Annotated in this window: 13 protein-coding genes; 7 read left to right on the forward strand and 6 right to left on the reverse strand. The window is 70.3% G+C overall.

Annotated elements, in window-relative coordinates; translation table 11 throughout:
* The first annotated feature begins 37 nt into the window (after window positions 1–37).
* From OG953_RS25010 to OG953_RS25025, 4 genes are all read left to right on the forward strand, one after another.
* Complete coding sequence (locus OG953_RS25010) at window positions 38–1,165, forward strand: LLM class flavin-dependent oxidoreductase (RefSeq protein ID WP_405687004.1); 1,128 nt, start codon at window positions 38–40, stop codon at window positions 1,163–1,165.
* A gap of 284 nt (window positions 1,166–1,449) precedes the next feature.
* The gene (locus OG953_RS25015; protein WP_405687005.1) at window positions 1,450–3,189 is read left to right on the forward strand and encodes an amidohydrolase family protein; all 1,740 of its coding nucleotides are present in this window, start codon (window positions 1,450–1,452) and stop codon (window positions 3,187–3,189) included.
* Complete coding sequence (locus OG953_RS25020; RefSeq protein WP_405687006.1) at window positions 3,186–4,649, forward strand: aldehyde dehydrogenase family protein; 1,464 nt, start codon at window positions 3,186–3,188, stop codon at window positions 4,647–4,649. The genes OG953_RS25015 and OG953_RS25020 overlap by 4 nt, the downstream gene beginning before the upstream one ends.
* Window positions 4,650–4,896: 247 nt before the next feature.
* On the forward strand, window positions 4,897–6,462 hold the full coding sequence (locus OG953_RS25025; RefSeq protein ID WP_405687007.1) for an APC family permease: 1,566 nt from the start codon (window positions 4,897–4,899) through the stop codon (window positions 6,460–6,462).
* Between the two features lie 150 nt (window positions 6,463–6,612).
* On the opposite strand, the gene OG953_RS25030 is transcribed toward OG953_RS25025, so the two are convergent.
* From OG953_RS25030 to OG953_RS25045, 4 genes are all read right to left on the reverse strand, one after another.
* Entirely contained in the window at window positions 6,613–7,275 is a 663-nt protein-coding gene (locus OG953_RS25030) for an endonuclease (protein WP_405687008.1), read from the reverse strand.
* Window positions 7,272–7,916: a DNA polymerase ligase N-terminal domain-containing protein gene (locus tag OG953_RS25035; protein WP_405687010.1), complete on the reverse strand. Its 645-nt coding sequence runs from the start codon at window positions 7,914–7,916 to the stop codon at window positions 7,272–7,274. Before OG953_RS25035 ends, OG953_RS25030 begins: the two co-directional genes overlap by 4 nt.
* 296 nt (window positions 7,917–8,212) lie before the next feature.
* Window positions 8,213–9,307 carry a CU044_5270 family protein gene (locus tag OG953_RS25040; protein WP_405687011.1) on the reverse strand — a complete coding sequence of 365 codons (1,095 nt, stop codon included), beginning with the start codon at window positions 9,305–9,307 and terminating at the stop codon, window positions 8,213–8,215.
* 16 nt (window positions 9,308–9,323) lie between these two features.
* Window positions 9,324–9,974, reverse strand: coding sequence for an RNA polymerase sigma factor (locus OG953_RS25045; protein ID WP_405687014.1), 651 nt, complete (start codon window positions 9,972–9,974; stop codon window positions 9,324–9,326).
* 142 nt (window positions 9,975–10,116) lie between these two features.
* Between OG953_RS25045 and OG953_RS25050 the strand changes: the two genes are divergently transcribed.
* Window positions 10,117–11,691, forward strand: a complete 1,575-nt coding sequence (locus tag OG953_RS25050) for a serine protease (protein ID WP_405687016.1) — start codon at window positions 10,117–10,119, stop codon at window positions 11,689–11,691.
* A gap of 190 nt (window positions 11,692–11,881) precedes the next feature.
* Here the strand turns inward: OG953_RS25050 and OG953_RS25055 are convergent, their stop codons facing one another.
* Complete coding sequence (locus OG953_RS25055; protein WP_405692046.1) at window positions 11,882–13,372, reverse strand: CehA/McbA family metallohydrolase; 1,491 nt, start codon at window positions 13,370–13,372, stop codon at window positions 11,882–11,884.
* A gap of 217 nt (window positions 13,373–13,589) precedes the next feature.
* Between OG953_RS25055 and OG953_RS25060 the strand changes: the two genes are divergently transcribed.
* Together OG953_RS25060 and OG953_RS25065 are read left to right on the forward strand one after the other, a co-directional pair.
* Complete coding sequence (locus tag OG953_RS25060; protein ID WP_405687018.1) at window positions 13,590–14,435, forward strand: LLM class F420-dependent oxidoreductase; 846 nt, start codon at window positions 13,590–13,592, stop codon at window positions 14,433–14,435.
* 201 nt (window positions 14,436–14,636) lie between these two features.
* Window positions 14,637–16,121, forward strand: coding sequence for a peptidoglycan D,D-transpeptidase FtsI family protein (locus OG953_RS25065; RefSeq protein ID WP_405687019.1), 1,485 nt, complete (start codon window positions 14,637–14,639; stop codon window positions 16,119–16,121).
* A gap of 114 nt (window positions 16,122–16,235) precedes the next feature.
* On the opposite strand, the gene OG953_RS25070 is transcribed toward OG953_RS25065, so the two are convergent.
* Window positions 16,236–16,508 (reverse strand): hypothetical protein, encoded by a 273-nt coding sequence (locus tag OG953_RS25070; protein ID WP_405687020.1) that lies wholly within the window; start codon window positions 16,506–16,508, stop codon window positions 16,236–16,238.
* Window positions 16,509–16,674 lie beyond the last annotated feature (166 nt).

A 16,674-nucleotide genomic window follows, 5' to 3' on the forward strand; every position in this document is an offset into this window, starting at 1 on the left:
ACGGTGTGTCAGAAATGAATGAGGACGGTGAACCCCCTTGGAATTCGGGCTCTTTGTGCAGGGGTACGTGCCAGCCGCACGGGCCAAGGTCGACCCCGGGGCAGAGCACAAGGCGCTGATCGAGGAGACCGAGTACGTCATCCAGGCGGACAAGTCCGGCTTCAAGTACGCCTGGGCCTCCGAGCACCACTTCCTGGAGGAGTACTCGCATCTCTCGGCCAACGATGTGTACCTGGGCTACCTCGCACACGCCACCGACCGTATCCACCTCGGATCCGGCATCTTCAACCCGCTCGCCCCCGTCAACCACCCGGTGAAGGTGGCCGAGAAGGTCGCCATGCTCGACCACCTCTCCGAGGGCCGCTTCGAATTCGGCTCCGGGCGCGGGGCCGGCAGCCACGAGATCCTGGGCTTCATGCCGGGCATCACCGACATGAACCACACCAAGGAACTCTGGGAAGAGACCATCGCCGAGTTCCCCAAGATGTGGCTCCAGGACGAGTACGCCGGCTTCCAGGGCAAGCACTGGTCGCTGCCGCCGCGCAAGATCCTGCCCAAGCCGTACGGGAAGTCGCACCCGGCGATGTGGTACGCGGCCGGATCGCCGTCCTCGTACGCGATGGCGGGCAAGAAGGGGCTCGGCGTGCTGGGCTTCAGCGTGCAGAAGGTCTCCGACATGGAGTGGGTCGTCGAGTCCTACAAGACGGCCGTCAAGGAGGCCGAACCCGTCGGCGACTTCGTCAACGACAACGTCATGGTCACCTCCACCGCCATCTGCGCCGAGACGCACGCGAAAGCCGTCGAGATCGCGGTGGGCGGCGGGCTGAACTATCTGCAGTCGCTGCTGTTCCGCTATCACGACACGTTCCCCCGGCCCGAGGGCATCCCGGAGTGGCCCGAACTGCTGCCGGAGTACTCCGAGGAGATCATCGAGCTGTTGATCGCCGAGGAGCTGATGATCTGCGGTGATCCGGACGAGGTGCTGCGGCAGTGCAAGCGGTGGGAGCAGGCGGGGGCGGATCAGCTGAGCTTCGGGCTGCCGATCGGGATGAGCCGCGAGGACACGCTGAACTCGATCAAGCTGATCGGTGAGCACGTGATCCCGAAGATCGACACGGATCCGGTGCACCGGACCTCGCGGTTCCGGGGGGCGGCGGGGGCGTAGGGGCGGGGGCGGGGTGCGGGTGCGGTGCGGGTGCGGTGCGCCTGCGGCGGGCGTTGTCCCCTGCCCGCCCCTTCCCTGACCGGGGCTCCGCCCCGGACCCCGCGCCTCAATCGCCGGCGGGGCTGAAAGCTGTTCCCGCTCCTCGAAAGCCGGAGGGGCTCAAGAGACCAGCGGCGTCTTCCCGGACCGCCGCTCCGTGGAGCCGGGGTGCGTACCGCGGTCGTGCGCACCCCGGCTGCACACCCACGTACCCGCGGCGGGAAACACAGAAGGGAATCCCCGTCATGCTCGACCACCTCATCCGCGGAGCCACCGTCGTGGACGGCACCGGCGGACCCTCGTACCCCGCCGACATCGGTATCCGCGACGGCCGCATAGCCGTCATCGCCGAACCGGGCAGGATCGCCGAGGAAGCCGTCACCACCGAGGACGCCACCGGCCTCGTCCTCGCCCCCGGCTTCGTCGACCCCCACACCCACTACGACGCACAACTCTTCTGGGACCCGTACGCCACACCCTCCATGAACCACGGCGTCACCACCGTCGCCGGGGGCAACTGCGGATTCACCCTCGCCCCGCTCCACCCCGAACGCCCCGAGGACGCCGACTACACCCGCCGCATGATGTCGCGGGTGGAGGGCATGGCTCTCAAGGCGTTGGAGGAGGGCGTCGAATGGACCTGGTCCAGCTTCCGCGAATACCTCGACGCCCTCGAAGGACGGATCGCCGTCAACGCCGGGTTCATGGTCGGCCACTGCGCCCTGCGCAGACACGTCATGGGCGCCGACGCGATCGGCGGGCAGCCCACCCCCGAACAGCTCGACGCCATGCTCGCGTTGTTCCACGACGCGATGGACGCCGGAGCCTGGGGGCTGTCCACCACCCAGTCCTCCACCCACTCCGACGGCGACGGACAGCCCGTCGCCTCCCGGTACGCGCTCCCCGAGGAGCTCCTCGCCCTCTCCCGCGCCGTCGGCGAACACGAAGGCACCCAGCTCGAAGCGATCGTCGCGGGCTGCCTCGACCAGTTCTCCGACGAAGAGATCGAGCTCCTCGTCGACATGACCGCCACCGCGGGCCGCCCACTGAACTGGAACGTCCTCACCATCGACGCCGCCGTCCCCGAACGCGTACCCCGCCAGCTCGTCCCCAGCGAACGGGCCCGCCGGGCCGGCGGCCGGATCGTCGCACTCACCATGCCGATCCTCACCCCCATGAACATGTCGCTCGGCACCTTCTGCGCCCTCAACCTCATCCCCGGCTGGGGCGACATCCTCGCCCTCCCCGTCCCCGAACGCATCGAACGGCTCCGCGACGCCGGCACCCGCGCCGAAATGCTCCGCCGCGCCGACAGCAAGGAGGCCGGCGTCTTCCGCCGCCTCGCCGACTTCGGCCGGTACGTCATCGGGGACACGTACAGCGCGGCCAACGAAGGACTGAGCGGCCGCGTCGTGGGCGACATAGCCGCCGAACGCGGGCAGGACCCCTTCCACTGCCTCGTCGAGATCTGCGCCGACGACGAGCTGCGCACGGTGTTGTGGCCCATGCCCACCGACAACGACCCCGACTCCTGGGCGCTGCGACGGCAGACCTGGCAGCACGAGGACGTCATGCTCGGCGGCTCCGACGCGGGCGCGCACCTGGACCGGATGTGCGGCGCCCCGTACACCACCCGCTTCCTCGGCGACTGCCTGCGCCGACGCAAACTCCTCCCCCTCGAACAGGCCGTCAAGATGCTCACCGACGACCCCGCCCGGCTCTTCGGGCTACGCGACCGCGGCCGCATCGAAGAGAGCTTCCACGCCGACCTCGTCCTCTTCGATCCCGAACGCATCGACGCCGGGCCCGCCACCCTCGTACACGATCTGCCCGGCGACAGCCCCCGCCTCGACTCCAAGGCCATCGGCATCGTGTCCGTCCGCGTCAACGGCGTGGAGACCCTGCGCGACGACAAGGTGACCGGCGCGGTCCCCGGTACGGTGCTCCGCTCCGGCCGCGACACCCGGACGGTGAGCACCGTATGAGCGACAGAAACCGGCGCCTCTTCATCGGCGGCGAGTGGACCGAACCCGACCACGGCCACTACGAGGTGATCAACCCGGCCACCGAGGAGGTCGTCGGCCTCGCCCCCGAGGCGAGCCGCGAGCAGGTGTACGCCGCGGCGGCCGCGGCCCGCGAGGCCTTCGCCACCTGGTCCCGCACCCGCCCCGAGGAGCGCGCCGCGATCCTCGACCGCGCCGCCGATCTGATGCAGCGCGATTTCACCGCCAACGCCGCACTCGCCCAGGCGGAGAGCGGCGCCACCACGTCCACGGCCAGGGCCATGCAGGCCGCCGTCGGCGCCGCCCGCTTCCGCCGGTACGCCAGGGGCGCCCTGGAACCGGTCGAGGAGCCGATCGCACCACAGATCAACGAGGCCGGGCCGATGGGACGGGCCGGTGTCTTCGGGGCGCTCGCCGTACGCCGGCCGGTCGGCGTCGTCACCTGCATCACCTCGTACAACAACCCCTGGGCCAACCCGGCCGGCAAGGTCGCCCCCGCACTCGCCATGGGCAACACGGTCGTCGTGAAACCCGCACCGCAGGACCCGCTCTCCGTCTACCGGATGGCCGAGGCGCTCGAAGAGGCGGGCGTTCCGGCGGGCGTCGTCAATGTGGTCACCGCATCGGGCCCCGGGGCGGGCGAGGCCGCCGTCGACTCACCGGACATCGACATGGTCAGCTTCACCGGCTCCACGGCCGTCGGACAGCGCATCGCCGAGGTGTGCGGGCGCTCCATGAAGCGGCAGCTGATGGAGCTGGGCGGGAAGGGGGCCGCCGTCGTCCTCGGCGACGCGGACCTCGACTCCGCGGCGGCGGGCATCGGCACCACGTTCTCCTTCTACAGCGGCCAGATCTGTACGGCCCCGACCCGCGTCCTCGTGCAGCGCGCAGCCCACGACGCCCTGATCGAGAAACTCACCGCGTACGCGGGTCACCTGAAGGTGGGCGATCCGACGGACCGGGGCACGGTCGTCGGCCCGGTCATCTCCGCCGCCCACCGCGACCGCATCGAGTCGTACATCGAGCTCGGCCGGAAGGAGGGGGCGAGGATCGTCACGGGCGGCGAACGCCCGGCCGGACTCGACCGGGGCTTCTACGTCGCGCCCACCCTCCTCGCCGACTGCACCAACGACATGCGCGTCGTCCGTGAGGAGATCTTCGGCCCCGTAGTCGTGGTCGTCCCCTTCGACGACGAGGACGAGGGCATCGCACTCGCCAACGACAGCGACTACGGACTGATCGACTACGTCTGGTCCTCGGACGTGGCACGCGCCTTCCGGGTGGCCCGGCAGCTGCGCGCCGGCGGGGTCGGTGTGAACACCATCGGGCGGAACATGGAGGCCCCGTTCGGCGGGTTCAAGAAGAGCGGAGTCGGGCGCGATGTCGGCTCGTACGCCCTGCACGCATACAGCGAACTCCAGGCGATCGTCTGGCCGGGCTGAACCGGCACACCTCGTGGGTGTCCGCTGAGCGGACACCCGCGGGAAAATTTTGAACCCCCACAAAACGGACAGTGCTGCGATTCTCGTACGTCGCTGTGGTCGAGCGTTGGCCCCTCATTGGCAGGTCGTGGTCGTCAATCGCCTTCGATTAATTTCCAAGTGGCCGTTCTGTAACCAGGAATTCAAGGGGGAGGTGCCGGAGTCTCATCCTCCGAATGTGGATATCGCAGCGCATAACGTCCTCTACATGACACAGCTGGATGCGCGGCCGCAGGCCGGAGACCCGGTACGGGGCACAGCCCCGGCCGACGGCGGTGTACGTGGCAAGGGCCTGGGCGGGAACTCCGTCGGCCTGATGGGCAGTGCCGTCATCGGCATCTCCACCGTCGCCCCCGTCTACTGCCTCACCTCCACCCTCGGCTCCACCGCGGGCGAGGTCGGCGTGCAGATGCCCGCCGTCTTCCTGGCCGGCTTCCTGCCGATGCTGCTCGTCGCATTCGCGTACCGCGAACTCAACAAGGCCATGCCGGACTGCGGCACCTCCTTCACCTGGACCGTGAAGGCATTCGGCCCGCGCCTCGGCTGGATGTGCGGCTGGGGCCTGGTCATTGCGACGATCATCGTCCTGTCGAACCTGGCGGGCGTCGCCACCTCGTACTTCTGGCTCCTCGCGGGCGAGGTCACGGGCAACGGTTCGATCGCCGCCCTGGACGACAGCAAGCCCGTCCACATCCTCACCTGTCTGATCCTGATCGCGATCGCCACGGCGATCAGCTACCGGGGGATGACGGCCACCAAGGGCGTCCAGTACACCTTGGTGGGCCTTCAGCTCGTCGTCCTCGCGCTGTTCGTGGCGATGGCCGTACAGAAGGCGAACAGTGGGGAGTTCGCCTCGTCGCTGGACTTCTCCTGGTCCTGGCTGAACCCGTTCGCGGTGCAGTCGTTCGGGGCGTTCACGGCGGGTCTGTCGTTGTCGATCTTCATGTTCTGGGGATGGGACACCTGTCTGACCGCCAACGAGGAGACCATCGGCAGCGAGAAGACCCCCGGGCGCGCCTCCCTCATCGCCATGGTCGTGCTCGTCGGCTCCTACCTGGCGACCGCCATCGCCGCCCAGATGGCCGTCGGCTCCGGCGACTCGGGTCTCGGCCTGGCCAACCCGGACACCTCCGACAACGTCTTCGCCGCACTCGCCGGCCCGGTCATGGGCCCGGGCCTCGGCGTCCTGCTCTTCATCGCCGTGCTCGCCTCCGCCGCCGCGAGCCTGCAGACCACCTTCATCCCGGTGGCCCGCACGGTCCTGGCGATGTCCACGTACGAGGCCCTGCCCGCCTCGTACGCCCGCGTCCACCCGCGCTTCAGGACCCCGGGGAAGGCCACCGTCACGGCGGGCGTGGCGACCGGCGTCTTCTACACGGTCATGACCCTGGTCAGCGAGCACGTCCTGGTCGACACGATCTACGCGCTCGGCCTGATGATCTGCTTCTACTACGCGCTGACGGCGTTCGCCTGCGCCTGGTACTTCCGCGCGGACCTGACCCGCTCCGTCCGCGACCTGGTCTTCAAGGGCCTCTTCCCGGTCGTCGGCGGCATCCTGCTCACCGCGGTCTTCGGCAAGACCCTCTACGACATGTGGGATCCGGCGTACGGCTCCGGCTCGGCGGTCTTCGGGGTCGGCTCGGTGTTCGTGATCGGCGTCGGGCTGCTGCTGCTCGGTGTGGTGCTGATGCTGGTGATGCAGCGCCGCAGCCCGGCGTTCTTCCGCGGCGAGGTGCTGACGAAGGAGACTCCGGCGCTGGTCGTGGAGGACTGAGGACCGAGGACCGGGACTTCGGGCTGAGGGCAGGGGGCCGGAGATCGACAAGCCGGAGAAGCGGGCCCGGCCGGCGTTCCTGAGCCGGACGGCCGCCGCGGGGGTGTAGGGGAGCAGCCGGCCGACGGGCCGGGGCGGTGGGCCGTTCCCTCAGGCACGCGCTGCGACATCGTCCACGACGTGCTTGTCCAGCGCGGCGCGCACCAGGGCCGCCGCGAGCACGGCGGGACCGTGGTCGTCGTCGGCCTGCTCGGCCTGCTCCGCCAGCCGTGCGAGCTTCGCCGACGAGGCGGGCAGCCCCAGCTTCTCGGCGCCCTGGAGAGCCTTTCCGTCCAGGAACGGTGCCGTCTCCGGCCACACGGTCTGCACCTCGCGTACGAAGATGTCCGCACCGGCCGGGCCCATGCCCGGGGTTCTGCGCAGCCCGGACCGCAGGATGTCCAGGTCGCCGTCGGCCTCCTTGCGCAGCCGCCGCAGATCGCCCCCGTACTCGACCAGCAGGAGCTCCGCCCCGTCGCCGAGCTGGGTGGCGGTCCGTTCGTCGTAGCGCCGGTAGCCGCCCTCGCCCAGCGCGTCGACACGCTGCTGCCATGTCGCCCCGATCATCCGGTCCGGGGTCCGCATGCCGTGGGCGAACAGCGCGCGTGCCGCCGCCACCGCCACGGACGCCCGGATGCGGGCGCTCAACAGATCGCTGAGCACGAGGAGTTGGTACAGGGGTTGCGGTGCGTTCCGCAGCCGGATGCCGGCCTCGGCGGCATAGGTGGTGCCGTAGCGGCTGAGAAGAACCTCCACGGTTCTGCGGGCGGTCACGAGGGCCCGCCCCCTTCCTCGGCGGCGACCTGCTGCAGGGTGCGCCCCGTACGGGCCGAACGTGCCCGGTACGGGTCCGGTGCGTCCGGCCCGTCATGGGTGGCGCGCCCGTCCTTGGCCTTGATCAGCAGCCATATCTCCTCGCCCGGGGCGTCGTCCGCACCGCCTCCCTTGAAGCGGGTGAGGGCGAACTCGCCGTGCAGCTTGGTGCCGTCGAGCCAGAAGGTCGCGTGCCCGTCCTCCAGGGACTGCTCGAACGGCACGGGCGCGCCCCAGCGGTCGTGGCTGAGCGGCCGGTAGGTGCCCTGGTCCCAGACGATCACCGTGCCGCCGCCGGACTTGCCCTTCGCGATGACTCCCTCGAACGTGCGGTACTCCAGCGGATGGTCCTCCGTGGGGACGGCCAGCCGCCTCTCGCGCGGGTTCTCCGAAGGTCCGCGCGGCACCGCCCAGGACTTCAGTACGCCGCCGACCTCCAGCCGGAAGTCGAAGTGCATGCGCCGCGCCTGGTGGATCTGTACGACGAAACAGGGCGCCGCACCCGTCCGCCCGCCGTCGCCGCGCGGCTCCGTCGTCGCGTCGAAGTGCCGTTCGCTGCGGTAGTCCCGGAGCCGGTCGTCGCTTTCGCCGGTCATATCCATCCGGACACCTCCTCCGGCAGGCCCGCCCGGTGTCCCCCCTTCCACTGTGACGCTCCCGGCCGTGAAGCGCACAGGGGCGGGGTGCGTCGGCACGGACGACAGGTATGTCGACATCAAGTATCTTGACATCGAGACGACTCTCCAGGCTTCCCCCTTGATCCATTGATCCGTGCCAGGGAGTGGCCGCCCGATCAGAGGTCGCCCGACGGGCTCCAGGGTGTGAGCCGAAGGGCGCGGCGCATCGGCCGCCCCGGTGGGACCGTGACCCGGGGCGGACGATGCGTATGGTTGCCGCGCTACGTCGTCGTCGGCGCGGGAGTCTCGCCGACTCGGTCGACTGCGGCCTTGGTGAGGATCGCGGAGGTGCCGACCACGGTCCCGGCCGGGCCGGCGTCGCCGGCTTCGGTGAGGACCGTGCGTTCACCGAGGAATGCGTACGTGGTCCGGTCGAAGACCCACTGCGTTTGCTGCCCGTGTGCCGTACGGGCGACGGCAACGCCTTCGCGTCCCGTGGCGTCGGCGGCCTCATGGATCACCGTGACTCCGGGGATCTTCGCGGCGGCCTTGTAGAGCGCGGCGCTGACCTTCGGTGGTGCCCAGGTCTCGGCCAGCAGGTCGCCGATCGCGGTAAATGCTCGCTGGTCCGGGTCCTGGCCCTGTCCGCGGGTCTCGTCCCGGATCAGCTTCAGCAGGGCGTCGGGGTCGGTGGGCAGCGACGCGACGTACTCGTGGGTCGGGTCGCTGATCGACGGGCCCTTCTTGTGCAGGGTTCCCGGCCGGGGTGTCGCCCCCGGGCCGTCGAGGTGGTAAACGGGTGCGTCGTCGTCGAGCCGACTGTCGGGCTCGCCCTCCTCGCGCAGCAGGCCGGGGCGACTGCCGTCGGCGGACGACCACACCTGCCGCGTGTGCGCGGGAGCCATGGTCACGGGGCCTCCCGCGGCGCTCTGCGCGGCGTAGGCGACCTTGCTCTCGATGTACAGGAACTGGTCGGCGCGGACCGCCGGTTGCTTCGTCCCGGCGGCGGCGAGTGCGATGCGGTCGAGGAGCTGTGTCGCCTCGGGTGCGCCGGTGGCGCTGCCCTTCTTGACCGCGGTGGTTCCGTGCCCGGGGGTGTCCGCGAGGTTCACCACCATGATGCCGCCGACCGCCAGGGCGCAGGCGACAGCCGGCGCCGCGAACCGGACCAGACGCCGACGCGGGCGTGGGGCCCGGGTGATGAGGCTGCCGGGCGGTTCGACGAGGGTGGCCTTGTGCAGCAGTTCTTCCTTCAGCAGCAGTTCACGGTCGGGGCCCAGGCCGGGGACCGGCGGCGGGGGCAGCAGGTCGGTGAGGCCGAGGCGTTCGGTCTCCTCGGACCGGTGGTGCGTACGGCGTCGCGGGGTGGTGTTCATCCGTGGTTCTCCTGGGTCAACGACCGGGCGGCAGGGAAGCGGCCCGGTACTGGCTTGTCGGGGTGGCGGAGGGTTCCCTGTTGTCCGCCGCGGGGGGCCGTTCGGCTCCGGCCCGCGTGCCTTGCGAGCGTGTGGCGCGGGCTTCGGCTTCGGTGAGTTCGCGCAGTCGGGTACGGGCGCGGGACAGGCGTGAGCGGACGGTGCCGACCGGCACGCCGAGTGCCTCGGCCGCGGCCGCGTAGTCCAGGCCGGCCCACACCACGAGGGTGAAGACCTCCCGATCGCGCCGCCGCAGGCGGGCGAGTGCGGTGTGCGCGGCGCGCAGTTGCTCGGCATCCGCGAGGTGCGTGACGAGATCGTCGGTGAAGTCCGGAATGGAGCCGCGTTCCGGGACGCGGGCGAGCGCGATCTCGCGGCGTCGGCGTGCGCGTGCGTTGCGGCGCATGATGTTGGTGGCGATTCCCAGCAGCCATGGGCGCAGACTGTCCCCGTCGGGGTGCAGCTTCTCCCGGCTGTGCCATGCCTCCAGGAAGGTCGCCGAGGCGACGTCCTCGGCATCCGCCCAGTCGCCCGTCACCCGCAGCGCATAGCGGTACAGCACCTGGGCGTGCTCGTCGTACAGCTCTCCCAGGGCATCGCGGTCTCCGCGGCGGAAGCGATTCCTCATGAGTGATTCCACACTCTGCTCTGCCGCGTCCGTTGCGCCGGTTCCCGTGACGTGCGCCACATATGCGGCCCGGGGTCGCGACCTCGTGCGCGGTGTGACGCGGCTCACGGGAACGCCGGCGCTCGGCAGCGCAGTGCAAGTCATGAACAGTTCTTCCGTATCCCGCGTATCCCGCCGGAGCGTCCTGCGGACTCTGGCTCTCGCCGTCGCCCTGGTCGGCAGCGCGACGCCCGCCTGGGACACCGCGGCCTTCGCCGCAGAGCCGGAGACGTACGCGCTCACGATCAACCACCTCGACCGCGCCGGCCGCTCGACGGGGGACTACGAAACCACCGTGACCGGGATCTCCGGCGCGGGTGCCGATGAGTCCGTCAAGCCGCACGACGCCTCCGGCACGACCACCGTGCGCCTGCCCAAGGGCCGGTACCTGCTGGACAGTCTCCTGACCGGCGGCAAGGGCGCGGACGGGATGGACTGGATCGTCCAGCCGCGCCTCGACCTCGATCACGACACCACCGTCACCGTCGACGCGCGGACCACCGCCCCCGTCGACGTGACTCCGCCCGACCGCGCCGCGGGCTTCCTGAACGGCGGGATGTTCGTCGAGGTCACACACGGCGGCACCACCCGCTTCATCAACCAGGTCATCGCCGCTCCGAACCTGCGCGTCGCCCACCTGGGCCCCGCCGCCGAACCCGGCTCGGTGAAGCAGTGGTACGACTCGCACTGGACGACCGAGGCCACCGGTTACGCGCTCGGCTACACCTTCACCGGCACCCGCGCCCTGACCGGGCTCACCCGGCACCCCTCCGCGAAGGACCTGGCCACCGTGCAGATCCGCGGCGCGGCCCGGCCGGGCACCGCCGGCGCCGCGACCATCGACCTGGCACCGAGTGCCGGACCGACCATCGGCGTCACGCAGAAACTGACGACCCCCGGCACAGCCACCTACCTCGTGACACCCGAACGCGGCACCTGGGACGTCACCTACTGGGCCCCCGCTGAGCCAGGCACGGCAGCGAACCGCTACAGCGCCGACGGCATCGCCGTGCGCGCCGGGGCCACGACCACGCACACCTTCGACAACGCCGTCTTCGGCCCCCACCTCACCGGCCGCCCCGGCGTCGTACGCGACGGCGACAGCGTCACCGTCGATGTCCCGCTGCTCGCCGACGGCGACGGCCACGTGCCGTCGTCACCGCCGTACGGCGCGGCCTCGACCACTCTGCACCGCAACGGGGTGCTCGTCGGGACACAGACCGGTGCCCCCGGACGAGCCGAGTTCACCGTGCCACCGGGGCGCGCGGCGTACCGCGTCACCAGCACGGTGAAGCGCGGCGGTGCGCCCGGCACCGCTACCCGTGTGACCGCGTCGTGGACCTTCACCTCGGACACGACGGCCGGTCCGGCCCCGGTGCCGGTGAGCGCCGTGCGATTCTCGCCCGCGCTCAGCCCGACCGGCACCGCAGCGGCGGACACGGCACTCCGTGTCCCCGTCACCGTGCAGGGCGCCGCCGCGGACGGACGCACACGCTCGCTGGCCGTCTCGGTATCCGTGAACGGCGGAGCCTCGTGGACCCGGGTCCCGGCCGAGAACGGTGCCGTGACGATCCGCAACCCACGCGCGGGCACCGGCGTCTCCCTGCGCGCAGAGCTGACCGACACTGCCGGGAACACCCTCACGCAGACCATCGTCGACGCCTACCGCACGCAGTGACCCCGTAATCCGGGCAGACGAACGGCGCGTGAGACCTTCGGCTTCCGTCACGTTCGTCGACGCATGAACGAACAGCGCACGGCGGACGGCGGGCCCGAGGCCGGCGAGTACGCGGCCTCGGGCGAGGGGAAGCTGCAGGACGGTCCCCGGACGGGAGCGGGGTGCGCACCGGGCAACCCAGCGGCTGCCCCTAACCCTCCAGGAACACCGGATTGGTGAGCGCCGCCAGTGCCCCCGGCAGCCCCGGCACCGTCGCCGGGTGCCGGACCTCGGCCCGCACATAGGTGGCGTACACCGGCGTCGTACGCCACTCCACCACCCCCGTCCCCGACTTCGGCAGCGTGGCCGTGAACAGCGTGCCCTGGTCGGTGACGAAGTGCGCGGTGCAGCCCGGTGCCCCGGTCACCTCCAGCCGTACGGTGACCGGGGTGTCGTCCCCGTCCACCCGCAGCCGTTCACCGATCCCCGCGTGCAGGCCGCGCCCGCCCGACGCCCCGAAGGACAGGGTGACGGCGGACGACTCGGCGATGTAGGAGTGCCCGGCCCGGATTCCGGCCGTGATCGCCTCGCGCGACAGATCGTCGGCGAGGACGACGGTCTGCGGCAGCCCCACCTTGTCCGGCTCCCGGTGCGCGTCGCTGTTGCCCATCGCCGGAACCCACGGCTTCGACGTACGGACGGCCGCCACAAGGGAGTTGTCCCACTCGGCGAGGGCGATCTCGTCCTCCGGGGTGTACGCCCCGTTCCACACCTCCACCGCGTCCGCCTCGCCGAAGCCGAACTTCCAGTGGCAGCCGATGCACGTGGCATGCGGATGAGCGGGCACGACCAGACCACCGGCCCGGCGCACGGCCTTCGCGTAGTGCCCGAACCGGTTGTCACGGGCCCGGTAGCGCCAGTCGACGAACGTTCCCGGGTCGGTGGCGAGCGCGATCACATGCCCGTTGCGGGTGGTGACCTCCTCGCCCGTGAGGACGAGCAGATCGTCACCCCACAGCCCGTCCCACGCGCTGTGCGCGGAGTACGTGTTGTGCTCGCTGCTGTTGATGAAGTCGAGCCCGGCCGCGCGTGCGGCGGCGGCGATCTCGGCCGGGGTGCGCTTGCCGTCCGAGTGGACGGAGTGGAGATGGCAGTCCCCGCGGTACCAGGCGCGCCCGCGCCCTTTCACCCGCTCCGGCGGGTATAGGGGCTTCGGCCTGGACCCGGTGGGCCCGAAGCGCAGGGTGATCGTCACCTCGTACGGGAGCCCTTCCGGGGCGACGGTGTACGGCCCGAGGGCGATGTTCCAGGTCCCGGCCCCTACCGGCCCCGCGATGTAGCCGGGCGTCGCCTCGTCCGCCCGGATGAAGAAGCTGCTGCGCGCACCGCCGGACCACCCCCGGAACCCGCGCCCGCCCAGCTCCGTGCCGCGCTCGTCGAAGATTCCGATGTCGAGGGCGTTGCCCTGGGTCCCGGCCGGCACGGGCGTCTTCTCGTACGTGTACGAGACGGCGATCTCCCGTACCCCGCGCGGTACTTCGACCGGCAGATACACATAGTCGGGCGACCCGGTCGGCAGGGTGCCGCGCACGGTCCTGGTCCGGTCCGGGGCGTCGTCCCCGGTCGCGGCGTCGGCGAAGCTCACAGTGCCCAACGTCAGAGCGGTGGCGGCCGTACCGATGAGAAGGCCGCGCCTGGCCATCGGGCGGCCGTGGGCGGATTGCGATGCGGACATACGAGTGGCTCCCCGGGGTGTCGTGACTGGCGAGGGGTGACGTACCCGACCCTGGCCGGGAGCCATGAACTCCGGGGAAACGGCGGGAGGCATGACCGGGGCCCGGAGTCCCGGACACTCGGCTTTGCGCACCGCCACGGCATACGTTGGGGCCCTCAGCGGATCACGACGGAGGTTTCCTCATATGCGGATCGCCACAACGATCTTCCTCACCGATGAGACGATCACGCCGCTGCGGCTCGCCCGCGAGCTCGAACAGCGCGGGTTCGCCGGGCTCTATCTGCCCGAGCACACCCACATCCCGGTGAGCAGGGACACCCCCTACCCGGCGGGCGGCGAACTCCCGCCCGAGTACGGCCGCACCCTCGACCCCTTCATCGCCCTCGCCCAGGCCGCCGCCGTCACCGAACGCCTCACCCTCGGCACCGGCATCACGCTCATCGCCCAGCACGACCCGATCGACCTGGCGAAGCAGATCGCCACCCTCGACCATCTCTCCGACGGCCGCTTCACGCTGGGCCTCGGCTACGGCTGGAACATCGAGGAAGCCGCGGACCACGGGGTGAACTGGTCGACGCGCCGGGAACTCGTCCGCGACCGCATGGCCCTGATGCGCGCCCTGTGGTCGGACGAACCGAGGGCGTACGAGGGCGAGTTCGGCTCGGTCCGGGCCAGCCACGCGTACCCGAAGCCGGTCCAGCGGCCCCGCGGCCCGGTGAACGGCCCCCGCACCCTGATCGGCGGCGCGGCAGGCCCGAAGCTGTTCGCGCACATCGCGCAGTACGCCGACGGCTGGCTGCCGATCGGCGGGCGCGGCCTGACGGAGTCCGTACCGAAGCTGCGCGAGGCCTGGGAGTCGGCCGGCCGCGACCCGAAGCAGCTCCAGGTGGTCCCGTACGCGGTGCTCCCCAGCCCGGGGAAGCTGGCGCACTACGCGGAGTTGGGCATCGAGGAGGTCGTGCTCCAGCTGCCTCCGGCCGAGGAGACGGCGGTGCTGCGGGCGCTGGACGCGTACGCGGAGTACCTGTAAGGGCTCGCGCCCGGCCATGAGCCCACTCCGCAGGTTGCTCCCGGATGCAACCACCTGCCCGGAGCGAAGCATCTTCAATATTTAATACTGTCCGGCGAATGGGGGGGGCGGCAGATGCGTGCCCAGCCCCGCCACGCCGCCCCCTATGGACCGGTCGGTCCAAGAACCGAATAGATTTGTGAGCACGGGAGTGGATCCACGATGAACAGGCCGTTGCGGCACATAGCCATCTTCTGCGGGCTGTTGGTGATGGCGCTGCTGCTGCGGGCCAACTGGCTCCAGTACTTCCAGAGCGAGTCGCTGGCCACCGATGAACACAATCGCCGGGTGAAGATCGAGCAGTTCGCCACCCCGCGCGGCGACATCGTCGTCGGCAGCCGGGCGATCACCGGCTCCAAGGCGGTCGACGGCACAGACTTCAAGTACCAGCGGACCTTCAAGCAGGGCGCGATGTACGCCCCGGTCACCGGCTACGCCTCGCAGGCGCAGGGCATGTCCCTGCTGGAGAAGACGTACGACAGCGTCCTCAGCGGCCAGGACGACCGGTTCGCGTTCGGACATGCCAAGGACATCCTCACCGGTGAGCAGCGGCGCGGCGGCGATGTGATCACCACGATCGACCCGAAGGCGCAGAAGGCCGGCTACAAGGGGCTCACCGATCTCGGCGCGCGGGGCGCGGTCGTCGCGCTGGACCCGCCTACGGGAAAGGTCCTGGCCCTTGTCTCCACGCCCTCGTACGACCCGTCCGTCTTCGCCGGGAACTCGTTCAAGGAGGGGGATAAATTCCAGGCGCTCGTCGACGACAAGAGCAAGCCGCTGGCCAACCGTCCACTGCGTGAGACCTACCCGCCCGGCTCGACGTTCAAGATCCTCACGGCGGCCGCGGCCCTGGAGAACGGCGTGGTCACCGATGTCGACGCGGCATCCGACGCCGTCTCCCCGTACCCCCTGCCACTGTCCACGAACAAGATCGGCAGCGAGGCGGGCGACGCGCTGTGCAACAAGGCGTCCATGAAGACCGCGATGCAGTACTCCTGCAACAATGTCTTCCTCGACGCGGCGTCCAAGGTCGGCGCCGACAAGATGCGCGAGACGGCGGAGAAATTCGGCTTCAACTCCGGCGTCTACTCGGAGGAGTTCGGCGACATGCTCGCCACCAAGAGCCTCTATCCGAGCCAACTGGACAAGCCGGGGACCGCGTTGACGGGCATGGGCCAGGGCAGCCTCACCAGCACACCGATGCAGATGGCCATGGTGACGGCCGCCCTCGCCAACGACGGCAAGCTGATGCAGCCGTACATCGTGGACGAGCTGCGCGGCCCGGACCTCTCGGTCCTGGAGAAGAACGAGCCGAAGCTCAAGAGCCAGGCCGTGTCGGAGGAAACGGCGAAGAAGGTCCAGGAAATGATGGAGTTCACCGCCAAGGAGGGCAGCGCCCAACGAGCCCTGATCGACGGTGTCACGGTCGGTGGCAAGACCGGCACGGCGCAGCGCGGCGTGAACGTGAGGGACGAGGTGCCGTACGGCTGGTTCGTCTCGTACGGAAAGAAGTCCGACGGGCAGTCGGTGGCGGTCGCGGTGTTCATCGACCCGACGGACATGGACATCTCCCGCGCGGACATCTCGGGCGGCCGGCTGGGTGCACCGATTGCGAAGAGCGTGATGCGGGCGGTGCTGGGGGAGTAGCTCCGCCTTCACCTGGCGCAGCCTTGAACCGTCGCACGGGACGGCGGGTGGAGCGCGGCGGTGCGGCAGTCACGGCAGTGGCCGGGCGTGGCTTTCGCGGCCTGTTGCCGAACGTCAGCGGGGCGTTAGTGGAGCGTCAGCGGGATTGGTCATCATGGGGCCGCTGCGATCACCGCCCATGCTGGCGAGCATCGCGGTGGCGTGATGGCGAGGAATCGTCGCGTGGAACACCCCGTCACGAATGCCCCGAATGCGCGCCGTCCGGAATGTGACATTCAGAGAGGGAACGTTGAGAGCAAGAATCGCCAAAATCGCCGTGGCCGCACTGCTGGCCGTCGGCTCCGCTGCCGTGATCACCGTCGCCACCGCCTCCGCATCGGAGGACACCGGCACCCCCATCCCGGCATTGAGCGCTTCAGGGCTACCGGAGGAACCCGCCCCCACCCTGACCGAGTTGCCCGGTTCCACTCCTGCCCCGGAACCGGGCAGCACAACCGCACCACCTCCGGGGCCGGGCAGCACAACAACGCCGCCCCCGGAGCAGAGCACGACA

This window comes from Streptomyces sp. NBC_00057 (assembly GCF_045041165.1).
In the GTDB taxonomy this organism is placed as follows: domain Bacteria; phylum Actinomycetota; class Actinomycetes; order Streptomycetales; family Streptomycetaceae; genus Streptomyces.

Coding starts and splice junctions, on each gene's coding strand:
- OG953_RS25015 (WP_405687005.1), top strand. CDS start 1,450: ATGCTCGACCACCTCATCCGCGGAGCCACCGTCGTGGACGGCACCGGC.
- OG953_RS25020 (WP_405687006.1), top strand. CDS start 3,186: ATGAGCGACAGAAACCGGCGCCTCTTCATCGGCGGCGAGTGGACCGAA.
- OG953_RS25025 (WP_405687007.1), top strand. CDS start 4,897: ATGACACAGCTGGATGCGCGGCCGCAGGCCGGAGACCCGGTACGGGGC.
- OG953_RS25035 (WP_405687010.1), bottom strand. CDS start 7,916: ATGGATATGACCGGCGAAAGCGACGACCGGCTCCGGGACTACCGCAGC.
- OG953_RS25040 (WP_405687011.1), bottom strand. CDS start 9,307: ATGAACACCACCCCGCGACGCCGTACGCACCACCGGTCCGAGGAGACC.
- OG953_RS25045 (WP_405687014.1), bottom strand. CDS start 9,974: ATGAGGAATCGCTTCCGCCGCGGAGACCGCGATGCCCTGGGAGAGCTG.
- OG953_RS25050 (WP_405687016.1), top strand. CDS start 10,117: ATGAACAGTTCTTCCGTATCCCGCGTATCCCGCCGGAGCGTCCTGCGG.
- OG953_RS25055 (WP_405692046.1), bottom strand. CDS start 13,372: ATGGCCAGGCGCGGCCTTCTCATCGGTACGGCCGCCACCGCTCTGACG.
- OG953_RS25060 (WP_405687018.1), top strand. CDS start 13,590: ATGCGGATCGCCACAACGATCTTCCTCACCGATGAGACGATCACGCCG.
- OG953_RS25065 (WP_405687019.1), top strand. CDS start 14,637: ATGAACAGGCCGTTGCGGCACATAGCCATCTTCTGCGGGCTGTTGGTG.